Annotated in this window: 19 protein-coding genes; 17 read left to right on the top strand and 2 right to left on the bottom strand. The window is 66.1% G+C overall.

The features are described 5' to 3' along the window. Positions 1-13: 13 nt before the first annotated feature. Positions 14-640 carry a TetR/AcrR family transcriptional regulator gene (locus tag A5740_RS10365; protein ID WP_076193735.1) on the bottom strand — a complete coding sequence of 209 codons (627 nt, stop codon included), beginning with the start codon at positions 638-640 and terminating at the stop codon, positions 14-16. Positions 641-752: 112 nt separating this feature from the next. Here A5740_RS10365 and fadD1 point away from each other — a divergent pair, with 112 nt between their 5' ends. The 16 genes from fadD1 to A5740_RS10285 all read left to right on the top strand — a co-directional run bounded on the left by fadD1 (position 753) and on the right by A5740_RS10285 (position 15,358). Beyond that, a complete protein-coding gene (gene fadD1, locus A5740_RS10360; protein WP_076193733.1) occupies positions 753-2,342 on the top strand; it encodes a fatty-acid--CoA ligase FadD1 in 1,590 nt (529 codons plus the stop codon). Between the two features lie 124 nt (positions 2,343-2,466). Continuing rightward, entirely contained in the window at positions 2,467-2,706 is a 240-nt protein-coding gene (gene rpmE / locus A5740_RS10355) for a 50S ribosomal protein L31 (RefSeq protein WP_076193731.1), read from the top strand. A 95-nt stretch (positions 2,707-2,801) separates the two neighbouring features. Next, complete coding sequence (prfA, locus tag A5740_RS10350; RefSeq protein WP_076193729.1) at positions 2,802-3,908, top strand: peptide chain release factor 1; 1,107 nt, start codon at positions 2,802-2,804, stop codon at positions 3,906-3,908. Further along, complete coding sequence (gene prmC, locus A5740_RS10345; protein ID WP_076193727.1) at positions 3,905-4,750, top strand: peptide chain release factor N(5)-glutamine methyltransferase; 846 nt, start codon at positions 3,905-3,907, stop codon at positions 4,748-4,750. Before prfA ends, prmC begins: the two co-directional genes overlap by 4 nt. A 30-nt stretch (positions 4,751-4,780) precedes the next feature. After that, positions 4,781-5,440, top strand: a complete 660-nt coding sequence (locus tag A5740_RS10340) for an L-threonylcarbamoyladenylate synthase (protein ID WP_076193725.1) — start codon at positions 4,781-4,783, stop codon at positions 5,438-5,440. Positions 5,441-5,471: 31 nt separating this feature from the next. Continuing rightward, positions 5,472-6,695, top strand: a complete 1,224-nt coding sequence (rfe, locus tag A5740_RS10335; RefSeq protein WP_175616215.1) for a UDP-N-acetylglucosamine--decaprenyl-phosphate N-acetylglucosaminephosphotransferase — start codon at positions 5,472-5,474, stop codon at positions 6,693-6,695. Between the two features lie 269 nt (positions 6,696-6,964). After that, positions 6,965-7,411, top strand: coding sequence for an ATP synthase subunit I (locus tag A5740_RS10330; protein WP_076193722.1), 447 nt, complete (start codon positions 6,965-6,967; stop codon positions 7,409-7,411). Between the two features lie 10 nt (positions 7,412-7,421). Beyond that, complete coding sequence (gene atpB, locus A5740_RS10325) at positions 7,422-8,198, top strand: F0F1 ATP synthase subunit A (RefSeq protein ID WP_076193721.1); 777 nt, start codon at positions 7,422-7,424, stop codon at positions 8,196-8,198. 90 nt (positions 8,199-8,288) lie between these two features. Beyond that, positions 8,289-8,549 carry a F0F1 ATP synthase subunit C gene (locus A5740_RS10320; RefSeq protein WP_003885300.1) on the top strand — a complete coding sequence of 87 codons (261 nt, stop codon included), beginning with the start codon at positions 8,289-8,291 and terminating at the stop codon, positions 8,547-8,549. A 9-nt stretch (positions 8,550-8,558) separates the two neighbouring features. Next, complete coding sequence (locus tag A5740_RS10315) at positions 8,559-9,056, top strand: F0F1 ATP synthase subunit B (protein ID WP_076193719.1); 498 nt, start codon at positions 8,559-8,561, stop codon at positions 9,054-9,056. Next, positions 9,057-10,394, top strand: coding sequence for a F0F1 ATP synthase subunit B/delta (locus tag A5740_RS10310; protein WP_076193717.1), 1,338 nt, complete (start codon positions 9,057-9,059; stop codon positions 10,392-10,394). It begins immediately after the preceding gene. 48 nt (positions 10,395-10,442) lie between these two features. Next, a complete protein-coding gene (gene atpA, locus A5740_RS10305) occupies positions 10,443-12,092 on the top strand; it encodes a F0F1 ATP synthase subunit alpha (protein ID WP_067772412.1) in 1,650 nt (549 codons plus the stop codon). A gap of 7 nt (positions 12,093-12,099) precedes the next feature. Beyond that, on the top strand, positions 12,100-13,023 hold the full coding sequence (locus A5740_RS10300) for a F0F1 ATP synthase subunit gamma (RefSeq protein ID WP_076193715.1): 924 nt from the start codon (positions 12,100-12,102) through the stop codon (positions 13,021-13,023). A gap of 40 nt (positions 13,024-13,063) precedes the next feature. Then, the gene (gene atpD, locus A5740_RS10295) at positions 13,064-14,491 is read left to right on the top strand and encodes a F0F1 ATP synthase subunit beta (RefSeq protein ID WP_076193713.1); all 1,428 of its coding nucleotides are present in this window, start codon (positions 13,064-13,066) and stop codon (positions 14,489-14,491) included. Positions 14,492-14,527: 36 nt separating this feature from the next. Then, the gene (locus A5740_RS10290) at positions 14,528-14,893 is read left to right on the top strand and encodes a F0F1 ATP synthase subunit epsilon (protein ID WP_076193711.1); all 366 of its coding nucleotides are present in this window, start codon (positions 14,528-14,530) and stop codon (positions 14,891-14,893) included. A gap of 18 nt (positions 14,894-14,911) precedes the next feature. Then, positions 14,912-15,358, top strand: a complete 447-nt coding sequence (locus A5740_RS10285; RefSeq protein ID WP_076193709.1) for a DUF2550 domain-containing protein — start codon at positions 14,912-14,914, stop codon at positions 15,356-15,358. Here the strand turns inward: A5740_RS10285 and A5740_RS10280 are convergent. After that, complete coding sequence (locus tag A5740_RS10280) at positions 15,352-15,924, bottom strand: cob(I)yrinic acid a,c-diamide adenosyltransferase (RefSeq protein ID WP_076193707.1); 573 nt, start codon at positions 15,922-15,924, stop codon at positions 15,352-15,354. The two genes, A5740_RS10285 and A5740_RS10280, sit on opposite strands and share 7 nt — an antisense overlap. A gap of 97 nt (positions 15,925-16,021) precedes the next feature. Between A5740_RS10280 and murA the strand changes: the two genes are divergently transcribed. Further along, positions 16,022-17,278 carry a UDP-N-acetylglucosamine 1-carboxyvinyltransferase gene (gene murA / locus A5740_RS10275; RefSeq protein ID WP_067772428.1) on the top strand — a complete coding sequence of 419 codons (1,257 nt, stop codon included), beginning with the start codon at positions 16,022-16,024 and terminating at the stop codon, positions 17,276-17,278. Positions 17,279-17,553 lie beyond the last annotated feature (275 nt).

Genomic DNA, 17,553 nt, shown 5'->3' with positions numbered 1-17,553 from the left:
GGGGCCTTTTGCGTCAGAGTGCGGGATCGGCTTTCAAGCCCGGCATCACGTAGCGTCGCACGTGGGCCAGTACCGCATCTCCGTCATTGGGGTCCAATGTGTTGCCCGGTACCGTGGCAAGTGAAATGACCACTCGCGCAACCCATTCCGAAGCCTCCGCGGTGTCGATGTCGGCGTGGACCTCGCCTCGGTCGCGGGCGGACCGAAGGTAGCGGGTCCAGAATTCGGCCAGATCGGGGACGAGGCCTTGCACGCCCGCGCCGGCGCAGGCGGCGAACTCCTCGGGCTCGTCGGTGCGAAGTTTGAGCAGCACCGCGCCTGGATCGTCATAGGCGCGTAGGCCGTTGCCCACCCCCCAGGCGAGTTGGCGGTCCAAACCGTCGATCTGCTCGAGCATGGCGTGGGCTTCCGACCAGAACGTGTCGTTGAGTCGCACGATCACCGCGCCCAGCAGCGAGACCTTGTCGGGAAAGTGCCGGTAGAGCCACCCGCGCGACACGCCGGCGGCCTCGGCCACCTCCGAAACCGTCGTCGCGCGAATCCCTTTGGTCCGCAAGCATTCCTCGGCCGCGTCCATGAGTCGATCGCGCACGCTGCGGCCGACCTCAAGGCGCGGATCAGTGCTGGTCAACTCGGGCATCTCCTGACGCTCTGGTGGGGCTGGGAGATGATTGTGCCAAGGACGTTCCCTGTCGCGCCACACCATGGTAGACAGTTTTGTCGATCTGTTCACTTAGCTTGGGGATCCTCCGATGGCCGAAACGCTGCAGCAGTTGCTCCGCGAACACGAAGGGAGCGACGCGATCGCCGTCAAGTACGGCGACAATAGGTGGACCTGGCGCGAACACCTCGCCTCCGCCAAGCGACAGGCGGCCGCCCTGCTGATGCTGGCCGATCCGGGCCGGCCGGTCCACATCGGCACACTGCTGGGCAACACACCGGACATGCTCACCGCGATGGCCGCGGCCGCCCTCGGCGGTTACGTGTTGTGCGGCATCAACAACACCCGTCGCGGCGCCGCGCTGGCCAAGGACATCCTGCGCGCGGACTGCCAGATCCTGCTCACCGACGCGGCCCACCGCGATCTGCTGGCCGGGCTGGACCTACCCGGCGTGCGGGTCCTGGAGACCGACGGCGACGAATGGGCGCAGTTGTGCGCCGACGCCGGGGAACTCGCGCCGCTGCGCGAAGTCGGTCCGACCGACACGTTCATGATGATCTTCACCTCCGGCACCAGCGGTGACCCCAAGGCCGTCCAGGTGGCCCACATGACGGTGCTGTTCGCCGGGATGGCCCTGGTCGAACGCTTCGGTGTCACCGTGCAGGACGTCTGCTATCTGTCGATGCCGCTGTTCCACTCCAACGCCCTGCTGGCCGGTTGGAGTGTTGCCGTGGGCTCTGGTGCGGCGATGGCCCCGGCGACGTTCTCGTCCTCGGGGTTCCTGCCCGACCTACGCCGCTACGGCGCCACTTACATGAACTACGTCGGAAAGCCGCTGGCCTATGTGCTGGCGACGCCGGAAAAGCCCGACGACATCGACAACCCGTTGCGGGTGGCCTTCGGCAATGAGGCCAGCGATCGGGACATCGCCGAGTTCGGTCGCCGGTTCGGCGCCAAGGTGTGGGACGGTTTCGGTTCCACCGAGGGCGCGGTGATCGTCACGCGAGAGGACGGCTGCCCGCAGGGCTCGGTGGGCAAGGGCTTCCCCGGGGTGGCGATCTACGACCCGCAGACCGTGACCGAATGCGCGGTCGCCGAATTCGATGCCGACGGTGTCCTGGTCAACGGAGACAAGGCGATCGGCGAACTGGTCAACACCACCGGCGCCGGGCTGTTTCAGGGCTACTACAACGACGACTCTGCCACCCAGGATCGGCTGCGTCACGGCATGTACTGGTCCGGTGACCTGGCCTACCGCGACGCCGACGGTTGGATCTACCTGGCCGGACGGACGGCGGACTGGATGCGCGTCGACGGCGAGAACATGACCTCGGCACCCATCGAACGGATTCTCGGCCGTCATCCGGCCGTCAACCACGTCGCGGTCTACCCGGTGCCCGACGAGTACGTCGGTGACCAGGTGATGGCCGCGATCGTGCTGCAGGACGACGCGGTGCTGGACCCAACCGAGTTCGCCGAGTTCCTGGCCGCCCAATCCGACCTGTCGCCCAAGGCGTGGCCGCGTCATGTCTGGATCGCCGACCAACTACCGACGACGGCCACCAACAAAGTCCTCAAACGCGAGTTGATCGCGGCCGGTGCCGAAGACCGGGGCCGCGTGCTGTGGCATCGACGGGGGAGTGGCTACACCGTCGGCCCCGCGGGAACGCCGGGGGAATAGCCGCCGCTCATCACGCGTTTAGGCTGTTGGCGGTTGACCTGGCATAATGGACCGCCGACCCTCGGTCCCGGTTCACGTCCATCTGAATCACGGGCGACCCGGGCCAACGATTGAAGAGGAACCCATGAAAACAGGCATTCACCCTGAGTATGTCGACACCACGGTGCACTGTGGTTGCGGCAATACCTTCCAGACCCGCAGCACCAAGCAGAGCGGCCAGATCGTGGTCGAGGTCTGCTCGCAGTGCCACCCGTTCTACACCGGCAAGCAGAAGATCCTCGACAGCGGCGGCCGCGTGGCCCGCTTCGAGAAGCGGTACGGCAAGCGCAAGCCGGCCGGTGACAAGGCTGCCGCCGACAAGTAGCTACGTCAACAGCGCCCGATCTGTCGCAGATGCGCAGATCTGGGCGCTGTTCTCGTTTCACGGCCGAATTCGGGACGGACAGGAAGGAGTTGCCAGTGACCGACACAGATGTGGCGCCGGCGATCGAAGCTTTGCTGGCCGAGCACGCTGACCTCGAGCGCCAGCTCGCCGACCCGAATCTGCACGCCGACGCCGCAGCCGCGCGCAAAGTGGGCCGACGGTTCGCCCAGGTGTCGCCGGTCGTGGGCACCTACCGCAAGTTGGAGGCCGCCCGCGGTGACCTGGAGGCGGCCCGTGAGCTCGCCGCCGACGATGCCAGCTTTGCCGCCGAGGTGGACGAGTTGACCACCAAGGTCGCCGAACTCGACGCCCAACTGACCGACCAGCTGGCGCCCCGGGACCCGCACGATGCCGACGACATCGTGATGGAGGTCAAGTCCGGGGAAGGCGGGGAAGAGTCGGCGCTGTTCGCCGCCGACCTGGCCCGCATGTACATCCGGTACGCCGAACGGCACGGCTGGTCGGTGACGGTGCTCGACGAGACGTTCTCCGATCTCGGCGGCTACAAGGACGCCACGTTGTCGATCACCAGCAAGGGCGATTCCGCCGACGGCGTGTGGTCGCGGCTGAAGTTCGAAGGCGGCGTGCACCGCGTGCAGCGGGTGCCGGTCACCGAATCGCAGGGCCGGGTGCACACCTCGGCCGCCGGGGTGCTGGTCTACCCGGAGCCCGACGAGGTCGAGCAGGTCCAGATCGACGAGTCGGATCTGCGCATCGACGTGTACCGATCCTCGGGCAAGGGCGGTCAGGGCGTGAACACCACCGACTCGGCGGTGCGCATCACCCACCTGCCCACCGGCATCGTCGTCACCTGCCAGAACGAACGTTCGCAGCTGCAGAACAAGGCCCGGGCGATGCAGGTGCTGGCCGCCCGGCTACAGGCACTGGCCGAAGAACAGGCCCAGGCCGACGCCTCGGCCGACCGGGCCAGCCAGATCCGCACAGTCGACCGCAGCGAGCGCATCCGGACCTACAACTTCCCGGAGAACCGGATCGCCGATCACCGGATCAACTTCAAGGCCCACAACCTCGACCAGGTGCTCGACGGAGAACTCGACGCACTGCTCGACGCGTTGGGCGTCGCCGACAAACAGGCACGGCTTCAGCAGGAGACATCGGCCGGCTCGCCGGCGAAGTCATGACCCCACTGCGGCAGGCGATCGACGCCGCAACGGCCCAGCTGGCCGCCGCGGGCGTCGCATCCCCACGTATCGACGCCGAACTGCTGGCCGCGCACGTCGCGGGTGTCGACCGTGGCCGGTTGCTGCTGCTCGACGATCCCGGTGTGCAGTTCCACGCCGCCTACGACGAACTGGTCGCCGCCCGCTCACGGCGGATACCCCTGCAGCACCTTCTCGGTACCGCGGCCTTCGGTCCGCTGACCCTCGCGGTCGGGCCGGGCGTCTTCGTTCCCCGGCCGGAAACCGAGTCGCTGTTGGAATGGGCTCTGGCCCAACCGCTTCCGCCCAACCCTGTGATCGTCGACCTGTGCACGGGATCGGGTGCGCTGGCATTGGCGCTGGCCGCCGCACACCCCGACGCCCGGGTGCTGGCCGTCGAGGACTCGCCCGCCGCGCTCGAATTCGCCCGGCGCAACGCGGCCGGGACGCGCGTCGAGGTGGTGGCCGCCGACGTCACGACGTCCGGGCTGGCGCCCGAACTCGATGACCGGGTGGACCTGCTGGTGTCCAATCCGCCGTACATCCCCGAGGGCACCGTCCTGGAACCCGAGGTGGCCGACCACGATCCGGCCCGTGCGCTGTTCGGCGGCCCGGACGGGATGTCGGTGATCCGGCCGATCGTCGCTCTGGCCGCCCGATGGCTGCGTGCCGACGCGCCGTGCGCCGTCGAACACGACGACACCACCTCGCAGCTGACCGTCGATGCTTTCGTCGACGACGGACATTTCACCGGCGTGACCGGGCGCCGCGACCTGGCCGGACGACCCCGCTTTGTCACCGCGACCCGGATTGGGAGAAGCTGAGTTGATGCGCGCACCGACCGGGGAGCCGACATGACCATCTTCGATTGCACCGATGTCGATCAGCGTGCGACCGGCATCGCCTCGGCGGCCAGCGCGGTCAAGGGCGGCCGGCTGGTGGTGATGCCGACCGACACCGTGTACGGGATCGGGGCCGACGCCTTCGATCGTGAGGCGGTCGGCAGTCTGCTCGCCGCCAAGGGCCGCGGCCGCCACATGCCCGTCGGGGTGTTCGTCGGTTCGTGGAGCACGATCGACGGGCTCGTGTACTCGGTGCCGCCGGCCGCCCGGGAACTGATCCGCGCTTTCTGGCCAGGCGCACTGAGCCTCGTCGTCACGCAGGCGCCGTCTCTGCAGTGGGATCTCGGCGACGCCAACGGCAGCGTCATGCTCCGGATGCCGCTGCACCCGGTGGCGATCGAGCTGCTGCGCGAGGTCGGTCCGATGGCCCAGTCCAGTGCCAACGTCTCCGGCCAACCCGCGGCGGTGACCGCGGCCGAGGCCCACGAACAACTCGGGGACAAGGTCGAGGTCTACCTCGACGGCGGCCCCGCCGAACAGCAAGCCGCGTCCACGATCGTCGACCTCACCGGCGCGCACCCGCGCATCCTGCGCGAGGGCCCGATCACTGCCGCCGACATCGCCAGGGTCGTCGGCGTGGAAGCCGCCAGCCTGACAACGCCTACGGAGTGAACTCAGCTTGCTGCAGTACGGTGCATCGGTGATGACGGCCGCCGACGCAGTGATCCCCGCGGTCAACACCGGCCTTCTGGCGCTGTCGGATCGCGGCGCCGGGGTGCCGCTGAGAGAGCTGGCGCTCGTCGGGCTGACCGCGGCCATCATCACCTACTTCGCCACCGGCTGGGTGCGGGTGTTGGCCATCCGGTTCGGCGCTGTCGCCTACCCCCGCGAACGTGATGTCCATGTGCATCCCATTCCCCGTATGGGCGGCTTGGCCATGTATATCGGGGTGGCGGCCGCGGTGCTGTTGGCTTCTCAACTGCCTGCGCTGACACGAGGTTTCGTCTATTCCACCGGTATGCCCGCGGTGGTGGTGGCCGGCGGGTTGATCATGGCCATCGGGCTGATCGACGACCGCTGGGGTCTGGATGCCCTGACGAAGTTCGCCGGGCAGATCACCGCGGCCAGCGTGCTGGTCACCATGGGCGTGGCGTGGAGCGTGCTCTACATCCCGATCGGGGGAGTGGGCACGATCGTGCTCGACCAGGTGTCCTCGATCCTGCTGACGCTGGCGCTCACGGTGTCGATCGTCAACGCGATGAACTTCGTCGACGGTCTCGACGGCCTGGCCGCCGGCCTGGGTCTCATCACCGCGCTGGCCATCTGTGTGTTCTCGGTCGGCCTGCTGCGCGATCACGGTGGTGACGTGCTGTTCTATCCGCCGGCGGTGATCTCGGTGGTCCTGGCCGGGGCGTGCCTGGGCTTCCTGCCGCACAACTTTCACCGGGCCAAGATCTTCATGGGCGACTCAGGGTCGATGCTGATCGGCCTGATGCTGGGCGCGGCGTCGACGACGGCTGCCGGCCCGATCTCCCAGAACGCCTACGGCGCCCGCGACGTGTTCGCACTGCTCTCGCCGTTCTTGTTGGTGATCGCCGTGATGCTGGTGCCCGCGCTCGACACGTTGCTGGCGATCGTCCGGCGCACCCGGGCCGGCCGCAGCCCGCTCAGTCCCGACAAGATGCATCTGCACCATCGGTTGTTGCAGATCGGCCATTCGCACCGGCGCGCAGTGCTGCTGATCTATCTGTGGGTGGGCATCATCGCCTTCGGTGCGGCCGCGACGATTTTCTTCGATCCCCGCTACACCGGAGCGGTGGTGGCGGCGGCCATTCTGGTCGCGATCGTGGTGACTCTGATACCGCTGTTACAGCGCGGTGGCGAAGGGTCCGATGACGAGCACGAAGACGAGTACGACAAAAAGTAGTAGGCCCGGTTTAGGGGTGTCTACCATGTGTTACCCTTCTGGCAGAACCCGAAAAACCTCGCGGGTTGCCGGCCCGGCCCATCGGTTCGACGAACCGTCAGGTGCCGATCAACGACCGACAAAGGGAGCTACCCCGTGGGTGAGTCCAGCCCGCCCGTTGCCCTCCGATATTCTCGGCGGGCACACACAGGATTTTGCCAGACGGTGGTGGCCGTCGATGGCATGTCCGAGGGGACAGCTTTCCGTGGCAGCGGGATTGGGGTGAAGCGGTGACAACACCAGCGCAGAACGCGCCGTTGGTGTTTCCGTCAGTGGCGTTTCGGCCGCTACGCCTGCTCATCGTTTGCGTCGCACTCACTGCGCTGGCCATGGTGGCCGCCGGCTTCACCGGGCACATCTTGTTCGGCGCCTTCTTCGGCGTCGGTCTCGGACTCGGTTTGATCAATGCCCTGCTGGTGCGTCGGGCGGTCGAGTCGATCACGGCCGAGGACCACCCGCTCAAGAAAAAGATGGCCGTCAACTCGGCGACGCGTCTGCTTATCATCACCGCGATCGCACTCGGCATCGCATTTGTCTTCAAAACGTCCGGCGGCATCGCGGTGCTGTTCGGACTGGCGATTTTCCAGGCGCTGCTGGTGATGAGCACCAGCGTCCCCGTGCTGCGCAAGATCCGCGCGAACGGCCTGGATGTCTTGGATACGGAATCGAAGGGTTGAGCTGACCTAAATGACTCAGACGACGACCGTGCTCGCCGCCGAAGAGGGTGGCGCCGCCATCCACGTCGGCCACCACACCATGGTGTTCGAGCTGTTCGGGATGACGTTCAACGGTGACACCATCCTGGCCACCGCAATCACCGCGGTGATCGTGATCGCGCTGGCGTTCGTGCTGCGGGCCAAGGTCACCTCGACCGGCGTGCCCGGCGGTGTACAGCTGTTCTGGGAGGCGCTGACCATCCAGATGCGCGGCCAGATCGAGAGCGCGATCGGCATGAAGGTGGCCCCGTTCGTGCTGCCGCTGGCGGTGACGATCTTCGTCTTCATCCTGATCTCCAACTGGCTGGCGGTGCTGCCACTGCAGTACGGCGGACCGGACGGCGCCGCGGCCGAGTGGTACAAGCCGCCGGCCTCCGACATCAACTTCGTGCTGGCGCTGGCCCTGTTCGTGTTCGTCTGCTACCACGCAGCGGGCATCTGGCGTCGCGGCATCATCGGCCACCCGGTCAAGGTGGTCAAGGGTCACGTCGCCCTGCTCGCGCCCATCAACATCGTCGAGGAACTGGCCAAGCCGATCTCGCTGGCCCTCCGTCTTTTCGGCAACATCTTCGCCGGTGGCATCCTGGTCGCGCTGATCGCGATGTTCCCCTGGTACATCCAGTGGGCACCCAACGCGATCTGGAAGACCTTCGACCTGTTCGTCGGCCTGATCCAGGCATTCATCTTCTCGCTGTTGACGATCCTGTACTTCAGCCAGTCGATGGAGTTGGACCACGACGAGCACTGAGCATGACCAGCTAGACATCTGTAACCGCACGACACGAACTCCTGGCGGCAACATTTTTTGGGCCACCAGTTATCAAGGAGGATAAAAGGAATGAATCTCGACCCCAACGCCCTCATCACCGCCGGTGCGCTGATCGGTGGCGGTCTGATCATGGGTGGCGGCGCCATCGGCGCTGGTATCGGTGACGGTATCGCGGGTAACGCGCTGATCTCGGGCATCGCCCGTCAGCCCGAGGCCCAGGGCCGGCTGTTCACCCCGTTCTTCATCACCGTCGGTCTGGTGGAGGCCGCGTACTTCATCAACCTGGCCTTCATGGCGCTGTTCGTTTTCGCCACCCCGGGTCTGCAGTAGTCCATCAGCATGGGTGAATTGACACTCCTCGCGGCGGAGGAAGGCGGTGGGGGCCAGAGCAACTTTCTGGTCCCCAACGGAACCTTCTTCGCCGTGCTGATCATCTTCTTGATCGTGCTCGGTGTGATCGCGAAGTGGGTAGTGCCTCCGGTCGGCAAGGTGCTGGCAGAGCGGGAAGCGATGCTGGCCAAGACCGCCGCCGACAATCGGAAGTCAGCCGAGCAGGTGGCCGCGGCGCAGGCCGACTACGACGAGGCGATGGCCGGGGCGCGTACCGAGGCATCGGCAATCCGCGACCAGGCGCGTGCCGCCGGTCGCGAGGTGGTCGACGCCAAGCGTGCCGAGGCCAACTCCGAAGTGGCCGAGAATGTGCGCCAGGCCGACGAGCAGCTCGCTGCCCTGAGTGCCGAGGTGCGGTCCGGGCTCGAGTCGTCGGTGGACGGGCTCTCGCAGACCCTGGCCGGCCGAATTTTGGGCGTCGACGTGAAATCAGGTGGGACGCAGTAGATGTCGATATTTATCGGGCAGCTGATCGGCTTTGCCGTCATCGCATTCATCATCATCAAGTGGGTGGTGCCGCCGGTGCGGAACCTGATGCAGAAGCAACAGGAAGCCGTGCGGGTCGCGCTCGCCGAGAGCGCCGACGCGGCGAAGAAGCTCGCCGATGCCGATGAGATGCATGCCAAGGCACTCGCCGACGCCAAGGCCGAATCGGCCAAGGTCACGGATGAGGCCTCGCAAGACTCCGAGCGGATCGCCGCTCAGCTGACCGAACAGGCCGGCACCGAGGCCGAGCGGATCAAGGCGCAGGGCGCGCAGCAGATTCAGCTGATGCGCCAGCAGCTCATCCGTCAGCTGCGGACCGGTCTCGGATCGGAGTCGGTGGCCAAGGCCGACGCTCTGGTGCGGGCACATGTCGCCGACCCGGCCGCGCAATCGGCCACCGTCGACCGGTTCTTGGCCGAGCTCGATCAGATGGCCCCGTCGGCCGTGGTGATCGAAACCGCCGCCACGGCCCGGCTGCGGGCCGCCAGCCGTGAATCGCTGACCGTCGTGGTCGACAAGTTCGACTCGGTGGCAGGCGGCCTGGACGCCGACGGGCTGACCACGCTGGCCGACGAGCTGACCTCGGTGGCCAAGGTGCTGCTGACGGAGACCGCGCTGGCCAAGCATCTGGCCGAACCGACCGACGACGCCGCTCCCAAGGTGCGGTTGCTCGAGCGCGTGCTGTCCGGCAAGGTCGGCGCCCCCACGCTGGATGTGCTGCGGACCGCGGTCTCGCAGCGCTGGTCGGTCGAGTCGAACCTGGTCGACGCGATCGAACACACCGCGCGTCTGGCGCTGCTCAAGCGCGCCGAGACCGCCGGTGAGGTCGACGAGGTGGAGGACCAGTTGTTCCGGTTCGGCCGCCTGCTCGACGCCGAACCCAAGCTCGCTGCCCTGCTCAGTGACTCCACCACCCCCGCTGACGGTCGAATCGGCTTGTTGAACAAGGTGATCAGCGGCAGCGCGGGCGTGAACGGGACGGCAGCAGCGCTGTTGGTCCAGACGGTGGCACTGCTGCGCGGTGAGCGCGCCGACGAAGCCGTCATCGACCTCGCCGAGCTCGCAGTGGCGCGCCGCGGAGAGGTGGTCGCCCACGTGACCGCCGCGGCCGACCTCAACGATTCCCAGCGGACCCGGTTGTCGGAGGTGCTGACCCGCATCTACGGCCACCCGGTGTCGGTCCAGCTGCACGTCGACCCGGAACTGCTCGGTGGTCTGTCGATCACCGTCGGCGACGAGGTGATCGACGGCTCCATTTCGTCCCGACTGGCCGCCGCCGCGACGCAGCTGCCGGACTAACACGAACCACGAACCACCCCGAAGATCTAGGTAGGAAGACGAAAAACCATGGCAGAGTTGACAATCTCGGCTGCTGATATCGAAGGTGCCATCGAGGATTACGTATCCTCGTTTTCCGCCGACACCGAGCGCGAAGAGATCGGCACCGTCGTCGACGCCGGTGACGGCATCGCACACGTCGAGGGCCTGCCCTCGGTCATGACCCAGGAACTCCTCGAGTTCCCGGGCGGTGTCCTGGGTGTGGCGCTGAACCTCGACGAGCACAGCGTCGGCGCCGTCATCCTGGGTGAGTTCGAGAAGATCGAAGAAGGCCAGCAGGTCAAGCGCACCGGCGAGGTGCTCTCGGTGCCGGTCGGCGACGCGTTCCTCGGTCGCGTCGTCAACCCGCTGGGCCAGCCGATCGACGGCCAGGGCGACATCGAGGCCGAAGAGCGCCGCGCCCTGGAGCTGCAGGCTCCCTCGGTGGTGCAGCGCCAGAGCGTCTCCGAGCCGCTGCAGACCGGCATCAAGGCCATCGACGCCATGACCCCGATCGGCCGTGGCCAGCGCCAGCTGATCATCGGTGACCGCAAGACCGGCAAGACCGCCGTCTGCGTCGACACCATCCTCAACCAGCGTGAGGCCTGGGAGACCGGCGACCCCAAGCAGCAGGTGCGCTGCGTGTACGTCGCCGTCGGCCAGAAGGGTTCCACCATCGCCAGCGTGAAGCGCGCGCTGGAAGAGGGTGGCGCCATGGAGTACACCACCATCGTCGCCGCCCCGGCCTCGGATGCCGCCGGCTTCAAGTGGCTGGCTCCCTACACCGGCTCGGCCATCGGCCAGCACTGGATGTACAACGGCAAGCACGTCCTGATCGTCTTCGACGACCTGACCAAGCAGGCCGAGGCCTACCGCGCCATCTCGCTGCTGCTGCGCCGCCCGCCGGGCCGCGAGGCATACCCGGGTGACGTGTTCTACCTGCACTCCCGTCTGCTGGAGCGTTGCGCGAAGCTCTCCGACGAGCTCGGTGGTGGTTCGATGACCGGCCTGCCGATCATCGAGACCAAGGCCAACGACATCTCGGCCTACATCCCGACCAACGTCATCTCGATCACCGACGGCCAGTGCTTCCTGGAGTCCGACCTGTTCAACCAGGGTGTCCGCCCGGCCGTCAACGTCGGTGTGTCTGTGTCCCGCGTCGGTGGTGCCGCCCAGATCAAGGCGATGAAAGAGGTTGCCGGCTCGCTGCGTCTGGATCTGTCGCAGTACCGCGAGCTGGAGGCCTTCGCGGCCTTCGCCTCCGACCTGGACGCCGCCTCCAAGGCCCAGCTGGACCGCGGTGTGCGCCTGGTCGAGCTGCTCAAGCAGGCCCAGTACAGCCCGTTGGCCGTCGAGGATCAGGTCGTCTCGATCTTCCTCGGCACCCAGGGCCACCTGGATTCGGTTCCGGCCGAAGACGTCTCGCGCTTCACCGACGAGCTGCTGGAGCACGTGAAGGCCAGCCACTCCGACATCCTCAAGGGCATCAAGGAGTCCAAGAAGCTCTCCGAGGAAAACGAGGAGAAGCTGGTCTCGGTCATCAACGAGTTCAAGAAGGGCTTCGCGGCCTCCGACGGCAGCTCCGTGGTTGCCAAGGACGCCGAGGCCGAGGCCCTGGATCCCGAGGACCTTGAGAAGGAATCGGTCAAGGTCCGCAAGCCGGCTCCCAAGAAGGCCTAGGTAACCAATGGCAGCCACACTTCGCGAGCTACGCGGGCGCATCCGCTCCGCCTCGTCGATCAAGAAGATCACGAAGGCACAGGAGCTGATCGCCACGTCGCGGATCGCCAAGGCGCAGGCCCGAGTCGATGCGGCTCGGCCCTACGCCACCGAGATCACCAACATGCTCACCGAGCTGGCCGGTGCCAGCGCGCTGGATCACCCGCTGCTCGTCGAGCGGGAGAACCCCAAGCGGGCCGGTGTGCTGGTGGTGTCCTCGGACCGCGGTCTCTGCGGCGGTTACAACGCCAACGTGCTGCGCCGGGCCGAAGAACTGTTCTCGCTGCTGCGGGAAGAGGGCAAGAACCCGGTGCTCTACGTCGTCGGCCGGAAAGCTTTGGGCTACTACAGCTTCCGGCAGCGGACGGTGACCGAGTCCTGGACCGGCTTCTCGGAGCGGCCCACCTACGAGGACGCCAAGGCGATCGCCGACACCCTGGTGACGGCGTTCATGTCCGGTGCTGACGACGCCGGCGACGACGCCGGCCCTGATGGTGTTCTAGGCGTCGACGAACTGCACATCGTGTCCACCGAATTCCGGTCCATGCTGTCCCAGACCGCCAACGCGCTGCGGATCGCACCGATGGTCGTCGAGTACGTCGGCGAGGCGGAGACCGGTCCGCACACGCTGTATTCGTTCGAGCCGAGCGCAGAGACCCTGTTCGACGCGCTCCTGCCGCGCTATATCGCCACCCGCGTGTACGCGGCGCTGCTGGAGGCGGCGGCCTCGGAGTCGGCATCGCGCCGGCGCGCCATGAAGTCGGCCACCGACAACGCCGACGAACTGATCAAGGGACTCACGCTCGCGGCCAACCGCGAACGTCAGGCACAGATCACCCAGGAAATCAGCGAGATCGTGGGCGGCGCGAACGCGTTGGCCGATGCGCGATAGCCGGACAAAGACGAAAGCCTCGTAGGAAAGCGAAGAGAGAATGACTGCTACTGCAGAGAAGACGGCGGGCCGCGTAGTCCGCATCACCGGCCCGGTGGTGGACGTGGAGTTCCCGCGCGGCGCGGTGCCCGAACTGTTCAACGCGCTGCACGCCGACATCAGCTACGGCGCGCTGGCCAAGACCCTGACGCTTGAGGTTGCCCAGCACCTCGGTGACAACCTGGTGCGTTGCATCTCGATGCAGCCCACTGACGGTCTGGTGCGTGGCGCCGACGTCAGCGACACCGGTGCCTCGATCTCGGTGCCCGTCGGCCACGACGTCAAGGGCCACGTGTTCAACGCCCTGGGTGACTGCCTCGACGAACCCGGCTACGGCAAGGAGTTCGAGCACTGGTCCATCCACCGCAAGCCGCCGGCCTTCGCCGACCTGGAGCCCCGCACGGAGATGCTGGAGACCGGTCTGAAGGTCGTCGATCTGCTCACGCCGTACGTGCGTGGCGGCAAGATCGCCCTGTTCGGTGGCGCCGGTGTGGGTAAGACGGTTCTGATCCAGGAGATGATCAACCGTATCGCCCGCAACTTCGGTGGTACCTCGGTGTTCGCCGGCGTGGGTGAGCGCACCCGTGAAGGCAACGACCTGTGGGTCGAGCTCGCCGACGCCAACGTGCTCAAGGACACCGCGTTGGTGTTCGGCCAGATGGACGAGCCGCCAGGCACCCGTATGCGCGTGGCCCTCTCGGCGCTGACCATGGCCGAGTGGTTCCGTGACGAGGCAAACCAGGACGTGCTCCTGTTCATCGACAACATCTTCCGGTTCACCCAGGCCGGTTCCGAGGTCTCGACCCTGCTGGGTCGTATGCCTTCGGCCGTGGGTTACCAGCCGACGCTGGCCGACGAGATGGGTGAGCTGCAGGAGCGCATCACCTCGACCCGTGGTCGTTCGATCACCTCGATGCAGGCCGTGTACGTGCCCGCCGACGACTACACCGACCCGGCGCCGGCCACCACGTTCGCCCACCTCGACGCCACCACCGAGCTTTCGCGTGCGGTGTTCTCCAAGGGCATCTTCCCCGCGGTGGACCCGCTGGCGTCGTCCTCGACGATCCTGCACCCCAGCATCGTCGGCGACGAGCACTACCGCGTTGCCCAGGAAGTCATCCGAATCCTGCAGCGTTACAAGGATCTCCAGGACATCATCGCCATCCTCGGTATCGACGAACTGTCGGAAGAGGACAAGGTGCTGGTGTACCGCGCCCGTAAGATCGAGCGCTTCCTGAGCCAGAACATGATGGCGGCCGAGCAGTTCACCGGTCAGCCGGGTTCGACCGTGCCGCTCAAGGAAACCATCGAGGCCTTCGACAAGCTGGCCAAGGGCGAGTTCGATCACCTGCCCGAGCAGGCGTTCTTCCTCATCGGTGGTCTGGACGACCTGGCGAAGAAGGCCGAAAGCCTCGGCGCGAAGCTGTGACCACGGTAGACATGCGAGTGCGAGAGGTGGTGTGACATGGCAGATTTGAACGTCGAGATCGTTGCCGTCGAGCGTGAGCTCTGGTCCGGCACCGCTACGTTCGTCTTCACTCGGACCACCGCCGGTGAGATCGGCATTCTGCCGCGCCACATTCCGTTGGTGGCGCAGCTCGTCGACGACGCGATGGTTCGGGTCGAGCGTGAGGGTGAGGACGATCTGCGCATCGCCGTCGACGGTGGTTTCCTCTCGGTGACCGAGGAGACCGTCCGGATCCTGGTGGAGAACGCCCAGTTCGAATCCGAGATCGATGCCGACGCGGCCAAGCGAGATGCCGAGTCCGACGACGAGCAGACAGCGGCATGGGGTCGGGCACGTCTGCGTGCTCTCGGCCAGATCGACTGACGACAGAGACAGACACAGATGAGCGCGCCCATGATCGGCATGGTCGCGCTCATCTGCGTTTTGCTACTGGTGGTCGGAGCACTGAGCTACCGGCTGTGGAAGCTGCGGCAGGTCGGCGGCACAGCGGCCATCTTGCGCGACTTTCCCGCGGTGGGCGGCCAAGGCTGGCGTCACGGCGTGATGCGTTACCGCGGCGGCGAGGCCGGCTTCTACCGGCTGTCCAGCTTTCGATGGTGGCCGGACCGGCGACTGAGCCGGCGCGGGTTGGAAGTCGTATCGCGCCGAGCCCCGCGCGGCGACGAGTTCGACATCATGTCCGATCAGATCGTGATCCTCGAACTGCGCGACACCAGCCCGGAACGCCGGCAGGGTTACGAGATCGCTCTTGACCGAGGCGCGCTGACCGCCTTCACTTCGTGGCTTGAATCGCGGCCGTCCCCCCGGGCTCGGCGGCGAAGCTACTGATCCTTACCTGGCTGCCAGAGCACGTCGCCGTCCGGGTTCGCAACCCGCGACAGGATGAACAACAGATCCGAGAGCCGGTTGAGGTACTTGGCCGGCAGGACGCTCACCGAGTCGCCGTGTTCCTGCACAGCAATCCAGGCTGCTCGTTCCGCCCGACGAGCCACGGTCCGGGCGACATGCAACAACGCTGACAGTGCCGTGCCGCCGGGAAGGATGAACGAGTTCAGGGACGGCAGCGCTTCGTTGAACTCGTCGCACCATTTCTCCAGCCGGTCGATGTACGACTGGGAGATGCGTAGTGGCGGGTATTCCGGGTTCTCGACCACCGGGGTGGACAGGTCAGCGCCCGCGTCGAACAGATCGTTCTGAATCTGGCGCAATACGGCCATTATTTGCTGGCTCGGTTCGCCAAGGGCCACCGCGACGCCGATGGCCGCGTTGGCTTCGTCACAATCGGCGTAGGCGGCCAGCCTCGAGTCGTTCTTTGACACCCGGCTGAAGTCACTGAGCCCGGTGGTGCCGTCGTCGCCGGTGCGGGTGTAAATACGGGTGAGATGCACTGCCATATCTGAACCGTACCGGGCGTGGGAACAGCTGGGCGGGGCTCGCCGGATCTGCGCGAGCAGGCGGAAACTCGACGGCGGGCTGTTTACACTAACCGGCGTGAGCGAGCGATTCTTGGTGACCGGGGGAAACCGGTTATCAGGTGAAGTTGCTGTCGGCGGCGCAAAGAACAGTGTGCTGAAACTGATGGCTGCGTCATTGCTGGCCGAGGGGACGAGCACGATCACCAACTGCCCCGACATCCTCGATGTGCCGCTGATGGCGGAGGTGTTGCGGGGACTGGGCGCCACGGTGGAGCTCGACGGTGACACCGTGCGCATCACGTCTCCGGACGAACCCAAGTACGACGCTGATTTCGCTGCGGTCCGCCAGTTCCGCGCGTCGGTGTGTGTGCTGGGCCCGCTGGTGGGCCGATGCAAGAAGGCCAGGGTTGCCCTGCCCGGCGGGGATGCGATCGGATCGCGGCCGCTGGACATGCACCAGGCTGGGCTGCGGCAATTGGGCGCCACCTGCAATATCGAGCACGGCTGTGTGGTGGCCGAGGCCGACCATCTGCGGGGCGCGGAGATCCAGCTTGAGTTCCCGTCGGTGGGAGCGACAGAGAACATCCTGATGGCGGCGGTCCTGGCCGAGGGGGTCACGACGATCCACAACGCCGCACGAGAACCCGACATCGTCGACATCTGCGCCATGCTCAACCAGATGGGTGCCAAGGTCAGCGGTGCCGGAACCTCGACCCTGACCATCACCGGTGTCGATCGGCTGTATCCCACCGAGCACCGGGTCATCGGCGATCGCATCGTGGCGGCCACGTGGGGGATCGCGGCGGCGATGACCCGAGGAGACATCTCGGTGACGGGCGTGGACCCACAACATCTGCAGTTGGTGCTGCACAAGCTGCACGACGCCGGCGCCACGGTGACGCAGAACGACAACGGCTTCCGGGTCGTCCAGTACGAGCGGCCGAAGGCGGTCAACGTGGCGACGCTGCCGTTCCCGGGCTTTCCGACGGATCTGCAACCGATGGCGATCGGGTTGGCGGCGATTGCCGACGGCACCTCGATGATCACCGAGAACGTGTTCGAAGCCAGGTTCCGGTTCGTCGAGGAGATGATCCGGCTCGGGGCCGACGCGCGTACCGATGGTCATCACGCGGTGGTGCGTGGAATCCCGCAGTTGTCGAGCGCCCCGGTGTGGTCGTCGGATATCCGGGCCGGCGCCGGATTGGTCCTTGCGGGCTTGGTCGCGGACGGGGAGACTGAAGTTCACGACGTCTTTCACATCGATCGGGGCTACCCGTTGTTCGTGGAAAACCTCGTGAGCCTGGGCGCTGAGATCGAAAGAGTAGGCGCGTAGGCGGACTGCGACATCGTGGTCTGCAGCTGAAAATGCCGCTGACCAGCCGATTTGACGTCGCGACGGCGCTAAGGCTAATCTTTTGAAGTCGCCGCGGAGCGGAGAAAACAACCGGGCCGGGAGCGACTTGACAAGTCAGTCAGAGCAAGATTAGGCTGGCGGGGTTGCCCCAAATCGGGGCCAACCAAAAATCTGGTCTGTTGTTTGAGAACTCAATAGTGTGTTTGGTGGTTTTTGTTTGTTGTTTTTGGCCACGCTCTTTTTCCCGTTTAGGG

The sequence above is a fragment of the Mycobacterium sp. GA-1841 genome (assembly GCF_001954135.1).
Lineage (GTDB): Bacteria > Actinomycetota > Actinomycetes > Mycobacteriales > Mycobacteriaceae > Mycobacterium.
Note: the sequence above shows the minus strand (reverse complement) of the source record. Positions and strands in the feature narration are given on the sequence as shown.